Below are 19,513 nucleotides of genomic sequence, written 5' to 3'. Positions count from 1 at the left end.
GAAGAAGGTGTTTCAAAATGAAATCAGCTTATATTCATATCCCGTTTTGTGAGCATATCTGCCACTATTGCGATTTCAATAAATATTTTATTCAGAGCCAGCCTGTCGATGAGTACTTAAACTCACTCGAAAAGGAAATGATAAATACAATAGAACGGACGGGACGCCCTGATCTCCGTACGATTTTTATCGGGGGAGGCACGCCGACATCGCTCTCACCCGTCCAGCTGGAAAAATTGATGGATTCCATTCACCGCGTGCTGAAGCCTTCTGACGGACTCATAGAATTTGCCGCGGAAGCGAATCCGGATGATTTGTCCCCGGAAAAATTAAAAATCATGAAAAATGCCGGTGTCAACCGGCTGAGCTTCGGTGTTCAAACCTTTGAAGATGAGCTTTTACAAAAAATCGGCAGAGTGCATAAACAAAAGGACGTATTCACTTCCTTTGAACGTGCGAGGGCTCTCGGCTTCGACAACATCAGTCTCGATTTGATGTTCGGCCTGCCGGGTCAGACGCTGGCCGATCTTGACAATTCCGTCAAAACGGCTTTGTCTCTTGATGCGGAGCACTATTCCGTTTACTCGCTGATCGTAGAGCCGAAAACGGTGTTTTATAATTTAATGCAAAAAGGCCGCCTGCATCTCCCGGCGCAAGAACAAGAGGCCGAGATGTATGAAACGGTCATGAGGCAGATGAGGGAAGCGGGCATCCGTCAATACGAGATCAGTAACTTTGCAAAGCCTGGATACGAGTCGCAGCATAATCTGACGTATTGGAGCAATGAAGAGTATTTCGGTTTTGGCGCTGGCGCTCACGGATATATCAGCGGCACGCGCACCGTCAACGCCGGGCCTGTGAAACATTACATGCAGCTCATCGAAGAAAAGGGGCTGCCTTACCGTGACACGCACGAGGTAACACGGGAGGAGCAGATTGAAGAAGAAATGTTCCTCGGTCTCAGAAAAATGTCCGGCGTACAAAAGCAAGCTTTTCTCGATAAATTCGGACGCTCGGTCGACGAACTGTTTCCCGAGGTTCTCAAAGATTTAACCGAAAAAGGCCTGATCTGTGACACGGAAGAATCGGTTGCATTAACGCATGAAGGCAAATTATTAGGAAATGAGGTTTTTGGCGCTTTTTTGGGTGAGTTATAATTGACATTTTTCTTTTGGTTTGTTACTTTTGATATAGAATTAGCACTCGCTGACCTTGAGTGCTAACAGGGGTGATGATGATGTTAACAAATCGTCAGCTGTTGATCCTGCAAGTGATTATTAATGATTTTATACAATCAGCGCAGCCTGTAGGATCAAGAACTCTTTCAAAAAAAGACGAGATTACATTCAGCTCTGCAACGATCAGAAACGAGATGGCTGACTTGGAGGAATTGGGCTTTATTGAAAAAACCCATTCATCCTCAGGACGGATTCCGTCGGAAAAAGGGTACAGGTATTATGTCGATCATTTGCTGTCACCTGTCAAGCTGACAAAAACCGATCTGGATTTAATTCACTCGATATTTAAAGAAAAAATCTTCGAGCTGGAAAAAACAGTCCAAAAATCAGCGCAAATCCTGTCCGACCTGACAAACTACACATCGATTGTCCTCGGGCCGACGCTGAGCGAGAACTATCTTAAACAGATTCAAATCGTTCCGATCCAGCCGGATAAGGCGGTCGCCATCCTCGTCACGAACACGGGGCATGTCGAAAACCGCACCATCAATTTCCCGGCTAAAGTGGATTTGGCCGATATTGAAAAACTGGTCAATATACTAAACGATCGATTAGCGGGCGTGCCGATGGACGAACTGAATGAGCGCATTTTCAAAGAGGTTGTCACATATTTAAGGCAGCATATCGCCAACTATGACAGCATACTTGAATCGCTCCGCTCCACATTCCATCCGGCGGCCCACGTTGAGAAATTATTTTTCGGCGGAAAGATCAACATGCTGAATCAGCCGGAGTTCCATGATATTGAAAGGGTCCGCTCGCTCTTATCTTTAATTGAAAAAGAGCAGGATGTTCTGAAGCTGTTTCAGTCATCAAAAGCCGGGATTTCAATCAAAATCGGGAAAGAAAACGACTACGAAGAAATGGAAAACTGCAGCTTAATCACGGCCACCTATACAGTTGATACGAAGCAGATCGGATCAATCGCGATTATCGGGCCGACGCGCATGAATTATTCAAGAGTCGTCAGCCTGCTGCAGCACGTGACTTCGGACTTGTCAAAAGCATTCACAAGTTTGTATGATGAATAAGGGAATTTTGGCAATCATTTTCAGTCATCTTTTTACAGCATTTGAGGGAGGTGAACACAATGTCAGAAGAAAAACAAACCGCAGAACAGGTTGAAGCAGCAGAACAAGAAGAAGTGACAGAACAGGCAGAACAAGCCGCTTCACAAGAGCAGCATGAAGAAACGGCAGGTCAGGAAGAAGCCCTTCAGCACCAAATTGATGAATTGCAGGGTTTGCTTGATGAAAAAGAAAACAAACTTTTGCGTGTTCAAGCAGACTTTGAAAACTATAAACGACGCAGCCGCCTTGAAATGGAAGCTGCTCAGAAATACCGTTCTCAAAACGTCGTAACGGAAATCCTTCCGGCTCTCGATAACTTTGAACGGGCGCTACAGGTAGAAGCTGAAAGCGAGCAGACAAAAAGCTTGCTGCAAGGTATGGAAATGGTCCGCCGCCAGCTGATGGACGCACTTGAAAAAGAAGGCGTTGAAGCCATCGAAGCTGTCGGTCAGGAATTTGATCCGAACCTTCACCAAGCCGTCATGCAGGTGGAAGATGAAAACTTCGGCAGCAATATTGTTATCGAAGAACTGCAAAAAGGCTACAAACTGAAGGATCGCGTCATCCGTCCTTCAATGGTAAAAGTGAATCAATAACTACATAGCAGGAGGTAATTCAAAGTGAGTAAAGTAATCGGAATTGACTTGGGTACGACAAACTCATGTGTGGCAGTGCTTGAAGGCGGAGAGCCTACAGTTATCGCCAACGCTGAAGGAAACCGTACGACTCCGTCAGTCGTTGCATTTAAAAACGGCGAGCGCCAAGTAGGGGAAGTGGCAAAACGCCAATCTATCACAAACCCTAACACAATCATGTCTGTTAAACGCCATATGGGTACTGACTATAAAGTGGAAATCGAAGGAAAAGACTACACGCCTCAAGAAGTGTCAGCTATTATCCTTCAGCATCTGAAAGCATATGCTGAAAGCTACCTCGGCGAAACAGTTTCAAAAGCCGTTATCACGGTTCCTGCATACTTCAACGATGCGGAGCGCCAAGCGACAAAAGATGCCGGTAAAATCGCCGGTCTTGAAGTAGAGCGTATTATCAACGAGCCGACTGCAGCAGCGCTTGCATACGGACTTGATAAAACGGACGAAGACCAAACAATTCTTGTTTACGACCTTGGCGGCGGTACGTTTGACGTATCTGTTCTTGAACTTGGCGACGGCGTGTTTGAAGTCCGTTCAACTGCCGGTGACAACCGTCTTGGCGGGGACGACTTTGACCAAGTCATCATCGATCATCTCGTAGCAGAATTCAAAAAAGAAAACGGCATTGATCTTTCAAAAGACAAAATGGCGCTTCAGCGTTTGAAAGATGCGGCTGAGAAAGCGAAAAAAGATCTTTCCGGCGTATCATCTACACAAATTTCTTTACCATTTATCACGGCGGGAGAAGCAGGTCCGCTTCACCTTGAGCTGACACTGACCCGCGCTAAATTCGAAGAGCTTTCCGCTCACCTTGTTGAGCGCACAATGGCTCCTGTCCGTCAGGCTCTTCAAGATGCGGATCTTTCTGCAAGCGAAATCGACAAAGTTATCCTTGTCGGCGGATCAACACGTATTCCTGCCGTACAGGAAGCAATCAAAAAAGAAACGGGTAAAGAAGCGCATAAAGGCGTAAACCCTGATGAAGTTGTAGCGCTGGGTGCAGCGATTCAAGGCGGCGTCATCACGGGAGACGTAAAAGACGTTGTTCTTCTTGACGTTACACCGCTTTCTCTCGGTATTGAAACAATGGGCGGCGTGTTCACGAAACTGATCGACCGCAACACGACAATTCCGACGAGCAAGTCTCAAGTATTCTCAACCGCTGCTGACAACCAAACGGCTGTTGACATTCACGTGCTTCAAGGTGAGCGCCCGATGTCTGCCGACAACAAAACGCTCGGCCGCTTCCAGCTTACTGATATCCCGCCGGCACCGCGCGGCGTACCGCAAATCGAAGTTTCTTTCGATATTGACAAAAACGGTATCGTAAACGTAAGAGCGAAAGACTTAGGCACAGGTAAAGAACAAAACATTACTATCAAATCTTCTTCAGGTCTTTCTGATGATGAGATCGAACGCATGGTAAAAGAAGCGGAAGAAAACGCTGACGCTGATGCGAAGAGAAAAGAAGAAATCGAAGTCCGCAACGAAGCTGACCAGCTTGTGTTCCAAACGGAAAAAACATTAAAAGATCTGGAAGGCAAAGTGGACGAAGAGCAAGTGAAAAAAGCAAACGACGCGAAAGACGCGCTGAAAGCCGCTATCGAGAAAAACGAAATTGAAGACATCAAAGCGAAAAAAGATGAGCTTCAAACAATCGTTCAAGAGCTTTCTATGAAGCTTTATGAAGAAGCTGCAAAAGCGCAGCAGGCTGAAGGCGGAGCAAACGCTGAAGGCAAAAAAGCGGACGACAACGTTGTCGATGCGGAATACGAAGAAGTAAAAGACGACGAAACGAAAAAATAAGTTCTTTCCCGCATGGCTATAGGCGGAAGAACACACAGCATATTCTGATTCAACAGACAGAAAGTCAAAGTCAGGCATCTCTTGGCTTTGACTTTTTTTCTTGCCCGGGATAAAAGGAATTGAAAAAACATAATTCAAAATGATACAATCTAATTTATGTGAGAAATTCGGGAGAGTGAAGCGAGATGAGTAAGCGTGATTACTATGAAGTGCTTGGGGTAAGTAAGAGCGCTTCAAAGGATGAAATCAAAAAAGCCTATCGGAAGCTTTCAAAAAAATATCATCCTGATATCAATAAAGAATCCGGAGCAGATGAAAAATTCAAAGAGGTAAAAGAAGCGTACGAAGCGCTCTCAGACGACCAAAAACGCGCTCAATATGACCAATTCGGCCATACAGACCCTAACCAGGGATTCGGCGGCGGTTTCGGAGGCGGCGGAGACTTCGGCGGCTTCGGTTTCGATGACATCTTCTCAAGCATCTTCGGAGGCGGCACGAGACGCCGTGACCCGAATGCGCCGCGGCAAGGCGCGGATCTGCAGTATACAATGACCCTGTCATTTGAAGACGCGGCTTTCGGAAAAGAAACGATCATTGAAATTCCGCGCGAAGAGAATTGCGAAACATGTAAAGGGTCTGGCGCGAAGCCGGGAACAAAGCCGGATACGTGCTCGCACTGCGGAGGTTCAGGCCAGCTGAACGTCGAACAGAACACGCCGTTTGGCAAAGTGGTTAACCGAAGAGTCTGCCACCACTGTGAAGGAACAGGAAAAATCATCAAAAACAAGTGTTCTGACTGCGGCGGCACGGGCAAAGTGAAAAAACGGAAAAAAATCAATGTCACGATTCCTGCCGGTGTGGATGACGGACAGCAGCTGCGCGTTCCGGGCCAAGGTGAACCTGGCGTAAACGGAGGGCCTGCGGGAGATCTGTTTGTCGTATTCCATGTGCGCGCCCACGAGTTCTTTGAGCGCGACGGAGACGATATTTATTGCGAAATGCCGTTAACGTTTGCCCAAGCGGCACTCGGAGACGAAGTGGAAGTGCCGACGCTTCACGGAAAAGTGAAATTGAAAATACCTGCCGGCACACAAACCGGCACGAAATTCAGATTAAGAGGCAAAGGCGTTCAGAACGTCCGGGGCTACGGACAAGGCGACCAGCACATTGTCGTCCGCGTCGTCACACCGACGAATCTGACAGATAAACAAAAAGACATCATCCGCGAGTTCGCTGAAGTCAGCGGAAACCTGCCGGATGAACAAGAAATGAGTTTCTTTGACAAAGTAAAACGCGCATTTAAAGGCGAGTAATGATTGGATAGGAGTTGGTAGTTTTGAAATGGTCCGAAATCAGCATTCACACAACACATGAAGCGGTCGAACCCATCTCAAATATTTTGCATGAAGCTGGTGCGAGCGGGGTTGTCATCGAAGATCCGCTTGATTTAATGAAAGAGCGTGAGAATGTTTACGGGGAAATCTACCAGCTCGACCCCAATGATTACCCCGATGAGGGTGTCATTGTCAAAGCGTATCTGCCGATCAACAGTTTCCTCGGCGAAACGGTGGACGGCATTAAAGAGACGATTAACAATCTGCTTTTGTACGACATTGATTTGGGCAGAAACAAAATCACCATTTCTGAAGTTAATGAAGAAGAATGGGCGACAGCTTGGAAAAAGTATTATCATCCTGTGAAAATTTCTGAAAAGTTCACGATCGTTCCCACATGGGAAACGTATACACCTGTTCATACAGATGAACTGATTATCGAAATGGACCCGGGTATGGCATTCGGTACGGGAACGCATCCGACAACGGTTTTATGCATTCAGGCGCTTGAGCGTATCGTTCAAAAAGGCGACCGTATCATTGATGTCGGCACCGGTTCAGGAATTTTAAGCATCGCGGCCGCCATGCTTGAGGCCGAATCGGTTCATGCGTATGACCTTGATCCGGTCGCTGTTGAAAGCGCGCGTCTGAATGTGAAATTGAACAAAGTGAGCGATACGGCCGAAGTGAAGCAGAACAATTTGTTAGACGGCATCACGGGCGAACATGATGTCATTGTCGCAAATATTTTGGCTGAAGTGATTCTCCGCTTTACATCACAGGCGTACGACCTGCTCAAAGACGGAGGCCATTTTATTACTTCAGGCATTATCGGCCAGAAAAAACAGGAAGTAAAAGAAGCGTTGGAAAAAGCCGGCTTTACCATCATAGAAATTCTGTCTATGGAAGATTGGGTCAGCATCATCGCGAAAAAATAACAGTTAGTAGGTGTCACAGCGTATGCAACGATATTTTATCGAGCTCACGAAGCAGGAGATGGACGAAACTCCTGATTTTCAAATCACGGGGGAAGACGTCCACCATATAGCGAACGTCATGAGAATGAGTGCGGGAGACCGGATTATCTGCTGTTCGAAAGACGGCCATGAAGCGTTATGCCTGCTTAAAGAGGTTTCTAAAGATCATATATCATGCAGCATTGCTGAGTGGACGGGTGAAAACCGTGAACTGCCTTTGAAGATCAGGATCGCAAGCGGCCTCCCGAAAGGCGATAAGCTTGAATGGATTATCCAAAAAGGGACCGAGCTGGGGGCAAGTATGTTCATCCCTTTTCAAGGCGCCAGATCCGTTGTTAAGCTAGACGACAAAAAGGCAAAGAAAAAACGGGAGAGATGGGCGAAAATCGCGAAGGAAGCGGCGGAGCAATCGTACCGCAATGAAATTCCCGAAGTGAAAACCGTTCATACGTTCCGGCAGTTGCTTGAAATGGCGGAGAATGTCGATAAATGTGTCGTTGCATACGAGGAGTCATCAAAGCAGGGAGAAACGGGCGCTTTCGCCGCGGAGCTCAAAAGCCTTCCGCGAGGTTCGTCTCTTTTAATCGTATTCGGCCCTGAAGGCGGTCTGACTGAGTCTGAAGTTCATCAGCTTTCAGAAAAAGGCGCCGTCTTATGCGGCCTCGGACCGAGAATTTTACGGACTGAAACTGCGCCTCTTTACGCGTTAAGCGCAGTTTCCTATCATACAGAGTTATTAAGAGGTGATCAGTAATGGCAACTGTTGCTTTTCATACCCTTGGCTGCAAGGTCAACCATTATGAAACAGAAGCAATCTGGCAGCTGTTTAAAGATGCGGGTTATGAACGAAAAGAATTCGAACAGACAGCAGATGTATATGTCATTAATACATGTACGGTAACAAACACGGGAGATAAAAAAAGCCGTCAAGTCATCAGACGGGCGATCCGCCAAAATCCTGACGGCGTCATCTGCGTAACAGGGTGCTATGCGCAAACCTCTCCGGCAGAAATTATGGCCATCCCGGGTGTTGACATCGTCGTCGGCACGCAGGATCGTGAAAAAATGCTCGGTTACATTGAGCAGTACAGGGAAGAGCGCCAGCCGATCAACGGCGTCGGCAATATTATGAAAGCACGCGTGTTTGAAGAGCTGGATGTTCCCGCTTTTACTGACCGCACAAGAGCGTCGTTAAAAATCCAAGAGGGCTGCAACAACTTCTGTACGTTCTGCATTATCCCTTGGGCGCGCGGCCTGCTTCGTTCCCGCGATCCGGAAGAAGTCATTAAACAGGCGCAGCAGCTGGTGGATGCCGGCTATAAAGAAATCGTCCTGACGGGGATTCATACGGGCGGCTACGGCGAAGATATGAAAGATTATAATTTCGCCAAGCTTCTCCGCGAGCTTGATACACGTGTAGAAGGACTGAAGCGGATCAGAATTTCATCTATTGAAGCAAGCCAAATCACTGATGAAGTGATTGAAGTGCTGGATGCGTCTGATAAAATCGTCCGCCACCTTCATATTCCGATTCAGTCAGGATCAAACACCGTTCTGAAACGGATGAGACGCAAATATACGATGGAATTTTTCGCGGACCGTTTAAATAAGCTGAAAGAAGCGCTGCCGGGCCTGGCCGTCACATCTGATGTTATCGTCGGTTTCCCGGGAGAAACGGAAGAAGAATTTATGGAAACATACCGGTTCATTAAAGAACATAAGTTTTCAGAGCTTCACGTATTCCCTTACAGCAAACGCACCGGAACACCTGCGGCCAGAATGGAAGACCAGGTTGACGAGAACGTGAAAAACGAACGGGTGCATAAGCTGATCGCGCTGTCTGACCAGCTTGCAAAAGAATACGCCTCCGATTATGAAGGAGAGGTTCTGGAAATCATTCCGGAAGAGGCGTTTAAAGAGTCTGATGAAGACGGCATGTTCGTCGGCTATACGGACAATTACATGAAAGTCGTCTTCAAAGGCACGGAAGATGTAATCGGCAAACTTGTCAAAGTCAAAATTCAAAAAGCGGGCTATCCGTATAACGAAGGACAATTCGTCCGCGTCGTTGAGGATGAAATGACCCGGAACATGCGCATGTCTTCATAACAGATAAAAAAACCGGTGCCTTCCCGCATCGGTTTTTTTACGGTTTCGGAGGAATCAGCCTGTCAATCAGCCGGTAAAACAAATGTGTGAACGGCAGAAACAATAAGGCGGTGACTACGTTAAATAACAGGCTGAAATGCGCAATCATCTGCGCGGGATCGTCAGACAGGCGCTCCGTAAAACCTGCTGATGCGGACAGGAAGGGAAATACGAGCAGCACGCCGAGAATATTAAACACAACGTGAGCACCGGCGGTCTGTCTGGCGGCATAACCGCCTGAAACAGCAGCCATGACGGCCGTGACGCATGTCCCGATATTAGATCCCAGAACGACGCTGACCGCTTGTTCAATGCCGATCACCCCTTCGTTCATAAAACTCATCAAAATGCCGATGCAGACGGAGCTTGAATGAATGATTGCCGTCAATATCATACCGATAAAAAGAGCGGACCAGCTCGAATCATTCACATGTCGCAAAACCTCCGCCCCCGCCTTCATTTCTGTCAGCGGAACGGCGAGCCGGCTGAAGCATGTGATGCAAAAAAAGATGATGCCGAGACCGAGGAAGCTTATTCCGATCTGCCTGAACGGATATTTCCGGATGAGGATAAACAGAAGGCCTCCGATAAAAAGCACCCAAATGAGCACATCCATCTTTATGGCTAAAAACTCCGTCGTAAACGTGGAGCCGACATTCGTGCCGAGAATCATCGGAATGGTCCGTTTAAAAGATAAAGCGCCTGCGCTGACAAAGCCGATGACAATGACCATGAAGGCTGAGCTGCTCTGAAGAAAACCAGTGAATACGATACTTATGAGAAAAGCTTTCAAAGGGTGGTCGGTAAATAAGAGCAGGCTCTTCTCAATTTTTGAATACGTTAATGCGATCAGCCCCTGCCTGAGCAGGCTCATTCCGAGTAAAAAAATCAGGATAAGTGCGGTAAAGAGAATCAGTATCATCAAATGAAACACCCCTTTCCATCATTATATAGACAAGCAGCCTTATTCATGACGGAAAAGTGAGCTCGCTTAGTTGACCTGACTGATGGCTTATATTATAATGTCAAAGTACATGTTTATATATGTATCTTTTTAAAGGTAGTCGATTGGTGTATTCGGAGGGAGGGAAAGAGAATGTCAAAAACGGTCGTTAGAAAAAACGAATCGCTTGAAGATGCTCTTCGTCGCTTCAAACGCAGTGTATCAAAGACAGGTACTTTGCAAGAAGCAAGAAAGCGCGAATTTTATGAAAAACCTAGCGTAAAGCGCAAGAAAAAGTCAGAAGCTGCTAGAAAACGCAAATTCTAAAAGAGGGTGGATTTATGAGTCTTCTTGAGCGACTTAACCAAGATATGAAGCTGTATATGAAAAACCGTGAGAAAGACAAACTGACTGTCGTTCGAATGGTGAAAGCTTCACTTCAAAACGAAGCAATTAAGCTTAAGAAAGACAGTTTGACCGAGGATGAGGAACTTACTGTCCTATCTCGTGAACTTAAGCAACGTAAAGACTCCCTCCATGAATTTTCAAACGCTAATCGTTTAGATTTAGTAGATAAAGTTCAAAAAGAGCTGGACATTTTAGAAGTTTATTTACCGAAGCAGCTTTCTGAAGAAGAGCTGCAGACAATCGTAAATGAAACCATCGCTGAAGTCGGTGCGAGCTCCAAAGCGGACATGGGCAAAGTGATGAGTGCTATTATGCCTAAAGTAAAAGGTAAAGCTGACGGCAGCGTAATTAACAGACTTGTCAGCAGTCAATTATCTTAATTGACAAGAAAAAAGACATCTTTCCTAGAGAGATGTCTTTTTTTATACATAAAAAAATGAAACTAAAGTACATTTGTTACGTATATAAAGAAGAACGAAACGGGAAGGAGGGTATATTTGCCTTGTTCCGAAAAAAAACCGGAATTGCTGTTGCTCTATTGGGCTTATTTGTATTATCTTTATTAGGGGTTCAATTGAACGCGAAAGCTGATCACCCATCGGTTTATGTCATCCCAGTTGAGAAAAATGTCGAACAGGGGCTCGCCTCGTTTTTATCGCGTTCTTTCAAAGAAGCGAAGGAGTCCGGCGCGTCACACATTATTCTTGACATCAATACACCGGGAGGCGCCGTTCAATCAGCCTTGGATATTGCGGATATCATCGGCCGCGCGGATGTGCCTGTTACCGCTTACGTTAATAAACGGGCGCTTTCTGCCGGAGCGTATATAGCGCTTCAGGCAGATGAAATCTATATGGCTCCGGGCGGAAAAATGGGTGCCGCAGCCATCATCGACGGAAAAGGAAACGCGGCAGACAAAAAGGCTCAATCACTGTGGCATGCAGAAATGGAGGACGCAGCGGTTAAAAACAACCGAAATCCGAAATATGCGCTGGCCATGGCAGATCCCGCCATCAACGCAAAGGAAGCGGGCGCCCCAAAGGGAAAACTGCTGACACTGACAGCTGAAAAAGCCAAGGAAGTCGGATATTCGGAGGGCACGGTTTCAGACCTTGATGCTTTATATACAAAGCTCGGTTTTGACAAAGCGGATGTTCACCATGCAAAAGAAGGTTTCGTCGGCAAACTGGGCAGATGGCTGACAAATCCGTTTGTTGTCCCCGTCTTATTAACGCTTGCTTTGCTTGGTTTGACCATTGAATTGTTCTCGCCGGGCCTCGGGATACCGGGTGCTGTCGGACTGACGGCCATGCTGCTGTTTTTTACCGGGCATATCGCTGCCGGATTTGCCGGCTATGACAGCGTATTCTTATTTTGCGCGGGCTTGGTTTTTATCCTTTTAGAGATATTTCTGCCCGGAGGCATAATCGGTCTTATCGGTATTGCAGGCGTCATCGCGAGCCTCTTTCTCGCTGCGGGCAGCTTTACTGTAATGGCGGTTTCTCTCTTGATCGCCTTTGCTGTATCTATTACAGCCTTTATCATATTAACAAGGGTGTTGGGGAAACGAATGAAATTCTTTAAAAAATTAATATTAACTGATTCAACAAGCACGGAGAGCGGTTATGTTTCAAATCAGAACCGGACGGAGCTGTTGGGAAAAGTCGGCGTTACCGCTACAGCCCTCAGACCGTCAGGCACCGTCATTATTGATGATGAACGTCTGGATGTCGTCTCGGAAGGATCATTCACTGAAAAAGACAGACAGGTGAAAGTAGTGAAAGCGGAAGGCTCACGCATTGTCGTGAGAGAAATATAGATGATAACCTTGAGGAGGAATTAGATGGAACTGTCAAGTTTGGCGATTTTAGCATTAGTTGCTGCTGCCATTATTGTGTTAGCCATATTCTTCACCTTTGTACCGGTGATGCTATGGATTTCGGCGCTTGCGGCAGGAGTCAGAATCAGCATTTTCACTTTGGTCGGGATGAGGCTGCGGCGCGTCATACCAAGCCGCGTTGTCAATCCGTTAATTAAAGCGCACAAAGCCGGCCTATCCGCAACAACAAATCAGCTCGAAAGCCATTATCTGGCCGGAGGTAATGTCGACAGGGTGGTCAATGCCCTGATTGCGGCACAGCGCGCCAATATTGAACTGACATTTGAACGCTGCGCAGCCATTGACCTGGCCGGGCGTGACGTATTGGAAGCCGTACAGATGAGCGTCAATCCGAAGGTCATTGAAACACCGTTTATCGCGGGTGTCGCCATGGACGGAATTGAAGTAAAAGCAAAAGCCAGAATCACGGTAAGAGCCAATATTGAGCGCCTTGTCGGAGGAGCGGGAGAAGAGACGGTTGTCGCCCGTGTCGGAGAAGGGATTGTCTCGACAATCGGTTCTTCACACAATCATAAAAAAGTGCTTGAAAATCCTGATATGATTTCGCAGACCGTACTTGGCAAAGGGCTGGATTCAGGCACCGCGTTTGAAATTCTTTCGATTGACATCGCCGACGTTGATATCGGCAAAAACATCGGAGCGATTCTTCAGACGGATCAGGCAGAAGCAGACAAAAACATTGCGCAGGCCAAAGCCGAAGAGCGCCGCGCCATGGCGGTCGCCCAAGAGCAGGAAATGCGCGCTCGCGTAGAAGAAATGCGTGCAAAAGTCGTGGAAGCAGAAGCCGAAGTGCCGCTTGCGATGGCAGAAGCGTTGCGTGAAGGAAACATCGGCGTCATGGACTATATGAACATAAAAAATATCGACGCGGATACGGACATGAGGGATTCTATCGGCAAGCTGACGAATGACCAGCAAGATGAAGACCAACAATAACCTCTCTATTAAGGAGGGAGCCGCTATATGCACGAGATTCTGACAAATCCGCTCGTCATTGCCGCCGTCATCGGCATTATATCGGCAATATTCGGCAAGAAAAACAAAGATGAAAAACGTCCGCCGGGTACACGTCCCGGAAATCAGGCAAAAAAGCAGGATCAAAAACAGCCGCAGAAAGAGCATAAGCCGGAAGCGGAAGAATTGCCTGCCGTTTCAAAAGAGAACCCTTTTGAGCAAAAAAGAAGGGAAGCTGAAAAGCGCCTAGCGGAGACGGAGCAGATGTTTAACGGGCTTGAACATAAGCTGACATCCGCACGCGCACGAAACGCGTCTCTGAAGAAATCAGCCCTCAAAATAAATAAAGAAACTGCGGTCCAAGGCATTATATTCAGTGAGGTTTTGGGTCCGCCCCGTGCAAAAAAACCGCACCGGACCATGCGGAACATCGGTAAAAAATAAAGTGTTAGAACCCCTTTTCAAATCATACATATGAGATGAAAGGGGGTTCTTTTTTTATGGGGCAAAGAAAGAATCGTGTAAAGGCATGGCTGACAAGAGCATTGGAAATTCCCCCGGACGTTATGATGGATCTGCCTCGTATTACGATGGTCGGCAGACTTCATATCTACATAGAGAATCACAGAGGCCTCCTGCTGTTCAGCGAAGAAGAAGTCAGGCTGATGCTCAAGCAGGGGCAATGTATCATATCAGGAAAAAACTTGGTCATTAAGGCAATCCTTCCTGAGGAAATTCTTTTGGAAGGCACGATAGATCACGTACGATATGTCGATTCATAAAGCCGGGGGGAAATAATGTGAAAAACAAATGGCTGTCATTTTTTTCGGGTAAAGTCCAAGTAGAAGTCAAAGGAAAAGGGATTGAACGGCTGCTGAATGAATGCACGAGAAACGGAATCGCCATCTTTGCGGTGAAAAAAAAGCAAGACTGTGTCCTGCTGATGATTCAGCTTCAGGATGTACATGCTTTCAGAAGAGTCATCAGAAAACATGAATGCAAAGCAAGCTTTACAAAAAGAAAGGGTCTTCCCTTTCTGCTTCTCAAATCAAAATTAAACCTGGGCTTCACTGCGGGATTTGTGATATTTTTTGTTATATTGTTTCTTTTGTCCAACATGATTTGGGAAATTGATATTAAAGGGGCCAAGCCCGAAACCGAGCATCAGATGGTAAAGCACCTTGAAGAAATCGGTGTGAAAAAAGGCCGTTTGCAATTTTTAATGATGACGCCGGAGAAAATTCAAAAATCATTAACAAACGGTATCGATAATATTACGTGGGTCGGTGTGGAATTGAACGGGACAGCCCTTCATATGAAAGTGGTCGAAAAAAACGAACCGACAAAAGAAAAGTACGTGAGCCCCCGCCATATCGTTGCCAAAAAGAAGGCGGTCATCAAAAGGATGTTCGTGCAAAAGGGGCAGCCGATGGCTTTTGTGAACGATCATGTTGACAAAGGACAGCTCCTCGTCTCAGGACTGATCGGAAATGAAGACCGGAAAGTCGCCTCAAAAGCGGAAATTTACGGAGAAACATGGTACAAGTCAGAAGTAACCGTGCCTCTTGAAACATCATTTACGCTATATACGGGTAAAGTAAGGACGAAGCACAAGCTGTCTTTCGGATCATGGGGCGTGCCTTTTTGGGGCTTTGAATTTAATGAGAAGCCGCTGAAACATCCGAAAACAGAGGAAGAAAAGCATCCGTTTCAATTTCTGGGGATGAAGCTTCCGGTTTCTTACGTTCAAGAACAGACAAGAGAAAGTGAAACATCCGTGCGGACTTATACGAAAGGCGAAGCGGTTCAGGCCGGTATCAAAATGGGAAGACAAGATGTAGAAAAGCGATTAAACGGCAGCGGAGAGGTGGAAAGTGAAAAAGTTTTGCACCAATCCGTTGAGAATGGTAAAGTAAAGTTGATTATTCTCTACCAAGTTATAGAAGATATCGTTCAAACCACACCTATTGTTCAGGGAGACTAAAGAATGGCAGAACATTTACTTGCGATTAATCACAAACTGAAAAGCCCGGACGAAGCACTTTCTTTGTTCGGCAGCCAAGATGCTTTTTTACATTTAATGGAGAAGGATCTGGGCATTAGCCTCATCACACGCGGTGAAACCATTTACGTTTCCGGGAATGATGAAACATTTGAGATCGCTGACAGATTATTGGGCTCGCTCCTTACTTTAATTCGCAAGGGGATCGAGATTTCGGAACGTGATGTGCTGTATGCCGTGAAAATGGCAAAAAAAGATGAACTGGACTATTTTGAAAGCATGTATGAAGAGGAAATAACGAAAACGGCAAAAGGCAAACCGATCCGTGTCAAAACCATCGGCCAAAGAGAATATGTGGCGGCGATGAAGAAAAACGACATGGTGTTCGGCATCGGGCCGGCGGGAACCGGCAAAACTTATTTGGCGGTCGTAAAAGCGGTGCATGCTTTAAAAAACGGCCACATTAAAAAAATCATTTTAACAAGACCCGCTGTGGAAGCCGGCGAGAGCCTCGGCTTTCTGCCCGGAGATTTAAAGGAAAAAGTAGATCCTTATCTGCGCCCGCTGTATGACGCGCTCCATGATGTGCTCGGAAGCGACCATACGGAGCGTCTTATGGAAAGAGGGGTTATCGAAATCGCCCCGCTTGCCTATATGAGAGGGCGGACGCTTGACGACGCGTATGTGATTCTTGATGAAGCCCAGAATACCACTCCCGCTCAAATGAAAATGTTTTTGACGAGATTGGGTTTTGGCTCTAAAATGATCATTACGGGCGACGTAAGCCAAATTGACCTGCCGAAAGGCGTCACATCGGGACTTGCAGTAGCGAAGGACATGCTGAAGGACGTAAACGGCATCTCCGTGATTGAACTTGACCAGACAGATGTGGTCAGGCATCCGCTTGTTGCAAAAATTATTGAAGCTTATGATAAGCAAAAGTAATGCAAAAATGACCCGATCTCCCGTTATCGGGTCATTTTTATATGATGTGTTCCTGATGTTTCAGGGAGGAGGTTCTTGTTTTGAAAAAGAAGGGAAAGGGCAAAAGCGCCCGGGAACGGTTCCGCAGTTTCAGACATGCCCGCTCAGCCCATGTGCTGCTGTACCTGCTGCTTTCAGCGATCATGTTTGGTTTGCTCTTTATTCATGTAAAACCTGAATCACTTAATTTGGATTTGTTTGCAGTCAGTGATAAGACGATTTACGCGCCCGCCACAGTGGAAGATCAGCAGGCGACGGAATCGAAAAAACAGGCGGCCGAAGATGCGGTGGAAGATCAATACACTCTGAAAAAAGGCTATACCGACAACCGGCTTGACCTGATCACTTCCATTTTTGACAGCATCGGCGAAGTGAAAAAAGATGCGGAAAAAGACAAAAAGTCACCTTCGGAAAAATCACTGGTAAAATCGGTGAAAAACAAGCTGACACAGGATGTCAATGAATCCGTCTCGGAAGATGCCATTAAATCGCTTCTCCATGCAAACAATGAAGATTTCTCATTTGTGAGGGATTCCGTCATTACCGCGGTGAATACGGTGATGAGCAGTGAAATTCCTTCTGAAAAGCTTGCCGAAGCGAAGGATAAGGTCGCAAAAGAGCTGAAAAGCGCTTCTGTGCCGTCAAAATATTTAGCGGCTGCGACTGAAATCGGAAAATACGCGGTCATCCCGAATTACGTGTTTGATCCGAAAGCGACGGATGAAAAACGCCAGGAAGCGTCAGACAGCGTCCAGCCGGTACAGATCAAACAAGGACAGGTTCTCGTGGAAGAGAATGATCTGATCGACCGGGAAGTATACAGGAAGCTCGAACTGACGGGGCTTTTGAATAATTCCAACCTGTTAAAACCGATCAGCGGTCTCCTTCTGATGATCGGGCTGTTTATTGCCACGCTTGTCTACTATTTTGAGAAACAGCAGCAGGAGCTTAAGCTGAAAAATAAATCTCTTTTGCTGTTTTCTATCATTACAACGCTTATTCTCGTCATTATGGAAGTCGTCAGTCTCTTTCAGAAGATTGAATACACCAATATCGGCTATCTTGTGCCGATCGCCGCCGGCGCGATTTTAATCAGGCTGCTGCTCAATGAAAGGCTCGCCATTTTAGGAAGCATCATTCTGGCGATCTGCGGCAGTATGATGTTTAATCAGGGTGTGACGGGAACATTTAATTACGTCATCGGCATTTACTATTTAATCAGCAGCATTTCAGGCATTCTGTTTTTGGGAAAACATAATGCGAGATCAAAAATATTGCAGGCGGGACTGTTCGTCTCATTTATTAATATGATTATCGTGCTGTCGCTTTTATTAATACAAAATACGGCGCTGTCACCGGTTGAAATCGGAACGCTGATGCTGATGGGGGCCGTCTCGGGACTTGCTTCATCCGTTCTGATTATCGGTCTGATGCCGTTTTTTGAGACGGGATTCGGCATTCTTTCAACGATGAGACTGATTGAACTGTCTAATCCGAATCATCCCCTGCTTCGAAAGATTTTAACGGAAACACCCGGTACATATCATCACAGCGTCATGGTGGCAAATCTGTCGGAAGCGGCTTGTGAAGCCGTAGGGGCAAACGGTCTTTTAGCACGGGTCGGAGCGTATTATCATGATCTCGGCAAAACGAAACGTCCGCAATATTTTATTGAAAATCAGATGAATATGGATAATCCGCATGACAAGCTGTCTCCGCAGCTCAGCAAAAATATCATTATCGCACATACGACAGACGGTGCGAATATGCTCAGAAGCTATAAGTTTCCGAAAGAGCTTGTGGATATCGCGGAGCAGCATCACGGAACGTCCCTTTTGAAATTCTTTTATTATAAAGCGAAAGAAAAGGGCGACCAGATTACTGAGAAAGAGTTCCGCTACCCGGGGCCGAAGCCGCAATCGAAAGAAGCGGCTATTATCTCAGTGGCCGACAGCGTTGAAGCCGCCGTCCGTTCCATGCATAATCCCAATCCCGAGCGGATCGAAAAACTGGTGCGGGGAATTATATCCGATAAGCTTCAGGACGGACAATTCTCAGAATGTGATCTCACGTTCCGAGAACTGGATACGATCGCAAAAACACTATGTGCGACTTTAAAAGGAATTTTCCACTCCCGGATTGAATATCCGGAGGCTACGAAGAAGGTGAAATAAATGGGTTTACTCATAGATATTGTTGATGAAACGGACAGCGTCTCAGCTGATGCGCTCCAAGAAGTGGAGAAGCTGCTCCAATTCGCGGCGGAAAAAGAAGGCGTTCAGGATCAGGCTGAGGTATCGGTCACGATTGTGACAAATGAAGAAATCAGAGAAATCAACAGAGACTACCGGGGAAAAGACACTCCGACTGACGTCATTTCGTTTGCGCTTGAAGAAGAAGGCGAGGACGAGGTTGAAATCGTAGGCGCCGACATGCCGCCTGTTTTAGGAGATATTATCATCAGCGCAGACAGAACGAAAGAGCAGGCGGAAGAGTACGGCCATTCGTTTATGAGAGAGCTCGGTTTTCTGGCCGTGCACGGCTTTTTGCATTTGCTTGGCTATGATCACATGACAAAAGAAGAAGAGGAAGAAATGTTTTCAAAGCAAAAGGATTTGCTGGATGAGTATGGACTCACGAGATCATAAAAACGAGTGGAGCAGGTTCCTGAAGAGCTTTGTCCATGCATGGAGGGGAATCTGGAAAACGGCGCGGTCAGAGCGGAATTTTCAATTTCATATTACCGCGGCCTGCGCCGTTATCGTTTGCGGTTTTCTCACCGGGCTGAGCACAGCCGAATGGGCCGTTGTTTTGGTGCTGATCGGAGGGATGCTTTCTTTGGAGCTTTTAAATACGGCGATAGAGCATGTTGTGGATTTAGTTACCGATCAGTATCACCCGCTCGCAAAAGCGGCAAAGGACGCGGCCGCCGGAGCCGTTTGCGTCTTTGCCGTGATATCGTGTATCATTGGTTTACTCATCTTCTTGCCGAAGATATGTTAGCAGAAGATTCTTACAATTATTTTACATTGCCAAAAATGGGCGTGAAAAACCAATCATAATTATGTAAAATAAAAGTGACAGCGGTATCATACA

General features: G+C 46.5%; 19 protein-coding genes and 1 pseudogene. 19 read left to right on the top strand and 1 reads right to left on the bottom strand.

The features are described from left to right. Positions 1-17: 17 nt before the first annotated feature. The 8 genes from hemW to mtaB all read left to right on the top strand — a co-directional run bounded on the left by hemW (position 18) and on the right by mtaB (position 9,187). The gene (hemW, locus tag J6600_RS12180; RefSeq protein WP_022552937.1) at positions 18-1,157 is read left to right on the top strand and encodes a radical SAM family heme chaperone HemW; all 1,140 of its coding nucleotides are present in this window, start codon (positions 18-20) and stop codon (positions 1,155-1,157) included. Positions 1,158-1,237: 80 nt separating this feature from the next. After that, entirely contained in the window at positions 1,238-2,269 is a 1,032-nt protein-coding gene (hrcA, locus tag J6600_RS12175; RefSeq protein ID WP_003152889.1) for a heat-inducible transcriptional repressor HrcA, read from the top strand. A gap of 59 nt (positions 2,270-2,328) precedes the next feature. Further along, complete coding sequence (gene grpE / locus J6600_RS12170; RefSeq protein ID WP_003152892.1) at positions 2,329-2,904, top strand: nucleotide exchange factor GrpE; 576 nt, start codon at positions 2,329-2,331, stop codon at positions 2,902-2,904. A 24-nt stretch (positions 2,905-2,928) separates the two neighbouring features. Next, entirely contained in the window at positions 2,929-4,767 is a 1,839-nt protein-coding gene (gene dnaK, locus J6600_RS12165; RefSeq protein ID WP_007408273.1) for a molecular chaperone DnaK, read from the top strand. A 185-nt stretch (positions 4,768-4,952) separates the two neighbouring features. After that, complete coding sequence (dnaJ, locus tag J6600_RS12160) at positions 4,953-6,080, top strand: molecular chaperone DnaJ (RefSeq protein WP_003152895.1); 1,128 nt, start codon at positions 4,953-4,955, stop codon at positions 6,078-6,080. 23 nt (positions 6,081-6,103) lie between these two features. After that, a complete protein-coding gene (gene prmA, locus J6600_RS12155; protein WP_014418413.1) occupies positions 6,104-7,039 on the top strand; it encodes a 50S ribosomal protein L11 methyltransferase in 936 nt (311 codons plus the stop codon). A 22-nt stretch (positions 7,040-7,061) separates the two neighbouring features. After that, positions 7,062-7,832 carry a 16S rRNA (uracil(1498)-N(3))-methyltransferase gene (locus J6600_RS12150; protein ID WP_095272432.1) on the top strand — a complete coding sequence of 257 codons (771 nt, stop codon included), beginning with the start codon at positions 7,062-7,064 and terminating at the stop codon, positions 7,830-7,832. Further along, entirely contained in the window at positions 7,832-9,187 is a 1,356-nt protein-coding gene (gene mtaB, locus J6600_RS12145; protein ID WP_014305444.1) for a tRNA (N(6)-L-threonylcarbamoyladenosine(37)-C(2))-methylthiotransferase MtaB, read from the top strand. The genes J6600_RS12150 and mtaB overlap by 1 nt, the downstream gene beginning before the upstream one ends. A 37-nt stretch (positions 9,188-9,224) precedes the next feature. Here the strand turns inward: mtaB and J6600_RS12140 are convergent, their stop codons facing one another. After that, positions 9,225-10,151 carry a Na/Pi symporter gene (locus J6600_RS12140; protein WP_209387445.1) on the bottom strand — a complete coding sequence of 309 codons (927 nt, stop codon included), beginning with the start codon at positions 10,149-10,151 and terminating at the stop codon, positions 9,225-9,227. Between the two features lie 171 nt (positions 10,152-10,322). Between J6600_RS12140 and rpsU the strand changes: the two genes are divergently transcribed. The 11 genes and pseudogenes from rpsU to J6600_RS12085 all read left to right on the top strand — a co-directional run bounded on the left by rpsU (position 10,323) and on the right by J6600_RS12085 (position 19,420). Beyond that, positions 10,323-10,496, top strand: a complete 174-nt coding sequence (rpsU, locus tag J6600_RS12135; RefSeq protein WP_003152957.1) for a 30S ribosomal protein S21 — start codon at positions 10,323-10,325, stop codon at positions 10,494-10,496. 14 nt (positions 10,497-10,510) lie between these two features. Next, positions 10,511-10,957 carry a GatB/YqeY domain-containing protein gene (locus tag J6600_RS12130; RefSeq protein WP_209387444.1) on the top strand — a complete coding sequence of 149 codons (447 nt, stop codon included), beginning with the start codon at positions 10,511-10,513 and terminating at the stop codon, positions 10,955-10,957. Positions 10,958-11,079: 122 nt separating this feature from the next. Further along, positions 11,080-12,396: an NfeD family protein gene (locus J6600_RS12125; protein ID WP_022552942.1), complete on the top strand. Its 1,317-nt coding sequence runs from the start codon at positions 11,080-11,082 to the stop codon at positions 12,394-12,396. Between the two features lie 24 nt (positions 12,397-12,420). Next, a complete protein-coding gene (gene floA / locus J6600_RS12120) occupies positions 12,421-13,413 on the top strand; it encodes a flotillin-like protein FloA (RefSeq protein ID WP_014418409.1) in 993 nt (330 codons plus the stop codon). Between the two features lie 27 nt (positions 13,414-13,440). Then, a complete protein-coding gene (locus J6600_RS12115) occupies positions 13,441-13,875 on the top strand; it encodes a hypothetical protein (protein WP_014418408.1) in 435 nt (144 codons plus the stop codon). Positions 13,876-13,931: 56 nt separating this feature from the next. Continuing rightward, positions 13,932-14,213 (top strand): sporulation protein YqfC, encoded by a 282-nt coding sequence (gene yqfC / locus J6600_RS12110; RefSeq protein WP_003152966.1) that lies wholly within the window; start codon positions 13,932-13,934, stop codon positions 14,211-14,213. Positions 14,214-14,230: 17 nt separating this feature from the next. Next, positions 14,231-15,455, top strand: a pseudogene (gene yqfD / locus J6600_RS12105) (sporulation protein YqfD). Next, positions 15,419-16,378, top strand: a complete 960-nt coding sequence (locus tag J6600_RS12100; protein ID WP_007408283.1) for a PhoH family protein — start codon at positions 15,419-15,421, stop codon at positions 16,376-16,378. The pseudogene yqfD and the gene J6600_RS12100 overlap by 37 nt, the downstream one beginning before the upstream one ends. 80 nt (positions 16,379-16,458) lie before the next feature. Next, a complete protein-coding gene (locus tag J6600_RS12095) occupies positions 16,459-18,591 on the top strand; it encodes an HD family phosphohydrolase (protein ID WP_014418406.1) in 2,133 nt (710 codons plus the stop codon). Further along, positions 18,592-19,065 carry an rRNA maturation RNase YbeY gene (ybeY, locus tag J6600_RS12090; protein WP_209387443.1) on the top strand — a complete coding sequence of 158 codons (474 nt, stop codon included), beginning with the start codon at positions 18,592-18,594 and terminating at the stop codon, positions 19,063-19,065. It begins immediately after the preceding gene. Beyond that, positions 19,046-19,420, top strand: coding sequence for a diacylglycerol kinase family protein (locus tag J6600_RS12085; RefSeq protein WP_209388350.1), 375 nt, complete (start codon positions 19,046-19,048; stop codon positions 19,418-19,420). Before ybeY ends, J6600_RS12085 begins: the two co-directional genes overlap by 20 nt. The last annotated feature ends 93 nt before the right edge of the window (positions 19,421-19,513 follow it).

Origin of the sequence: Bacillus sp. LJBV19, assembly GCF_017797845.1 — a bacterium.
GTDB lineage: Bacteria > Bacillota > Bacilli > Bacillales > Bacillaceae > Bacillus > Bacillus velezensis.
The sequence above is the reverse complement of the archived record's forward strand: the minus strand, read 5'-3'. Positions and strand labels throughout refer to the sequence as shown.

Excerpts from the sequence above, each read along its gene's own strand:
- hemW (WP_022552937.1), top strand. The coding sequence starts at position 18 with ATGAAATCAGCTTATATTCATATCCCGTTTTGTGAGCATATCTGCCAC.
- hrcA (WP_003152889.1), top strand. The coding sequence starts at position 1,238 with ATGTTAACAAATCGTCAGCTGTTGATCCTGCAAGTGATTATTAATGAT.
- grpE (WP_003152892.1), top strand. The coding sequence starts at position 2,329 with ATGTCAGAAGAAAAACAAACCGCAGAACAGGTTGAAGCAGCAGAACAA.
- dnaJ (WP_003152895.1), top strand. The coding sequence starts at position 4,953 with ATGAGTAAGCGTGATTACTATGAAGTGCTTGGGGTAAGTAAGAGCGCT.
- J6600_RS12150 (WP_095272432.1), top strand. The coding sequence starts at position 7,062 with ATGCAACGATATTTTATCGAGCTCACGAAGCAGGAGATGGACGAAACT.
- mtaB (WP_014305444.1), top strand. The coding sequence starts at position 7,832 with ATGGCAACTGTTGCTTTTCATACCCTTGGCTGCAAGGTCAACCATTAT.
- rpsU (WP_003152957.1), top strand. The coding sequence starts at position 10,323 with ATGTCAAAAACGGTCGTTAGAAAAAACGAATCGCTTGAAGATGCTCTT.
- J6600_RS12130 (WP_209387444.1), top strand. The coding sequence starts at position 10,511 with ATGAGTCTTCTTGAGCGACTTAACCAAGATATGAAGCTGTATATGAAA.
- floA (WP_014418409.1), top strand. The coding sequence starts at position 12,421 with ATGGAACTGTCAAGTTTGGCGATTTTAGCATTAGTTGCTGCTGCCATT.
- J6600_RS12115 (WP_014418408.1), top strand. The coding sequence starts at position 13,441 with ATGCACGAGATTCTGACAAATCCGCTCGTCATTGCCGCCGTCATCGGC.
- yqfC (WP_003152966.1), top strand. The coding sequence starts at position 13,932 with ATGGGGCAAAGAAAGAATCGTGTAAAGGCATGGCTGACAAGAGCATTG.
- J6600_RS12100 (WP_007408283.1), top strand. The coding sequence starts at position 15,419 with ATGGCAGAACATTTACTTGCGATTAATCACAAACTGAAAAGCCCGGAC.
- ybeY (WP_209387443.1), top strand. The coding sequence starts at position 18,592 with ATGGGTTTACTCATAGATATTGTTGATGAAACGGACAGCGTCTCAGCT.
- J6600_RS12085 (WP_209388350.1), top strand. The coding sequence starts at position 19,046 with ATGGACTCACGAGATCATAAAAACGAGTGGAGCAGGTTCCTGAAGAGC.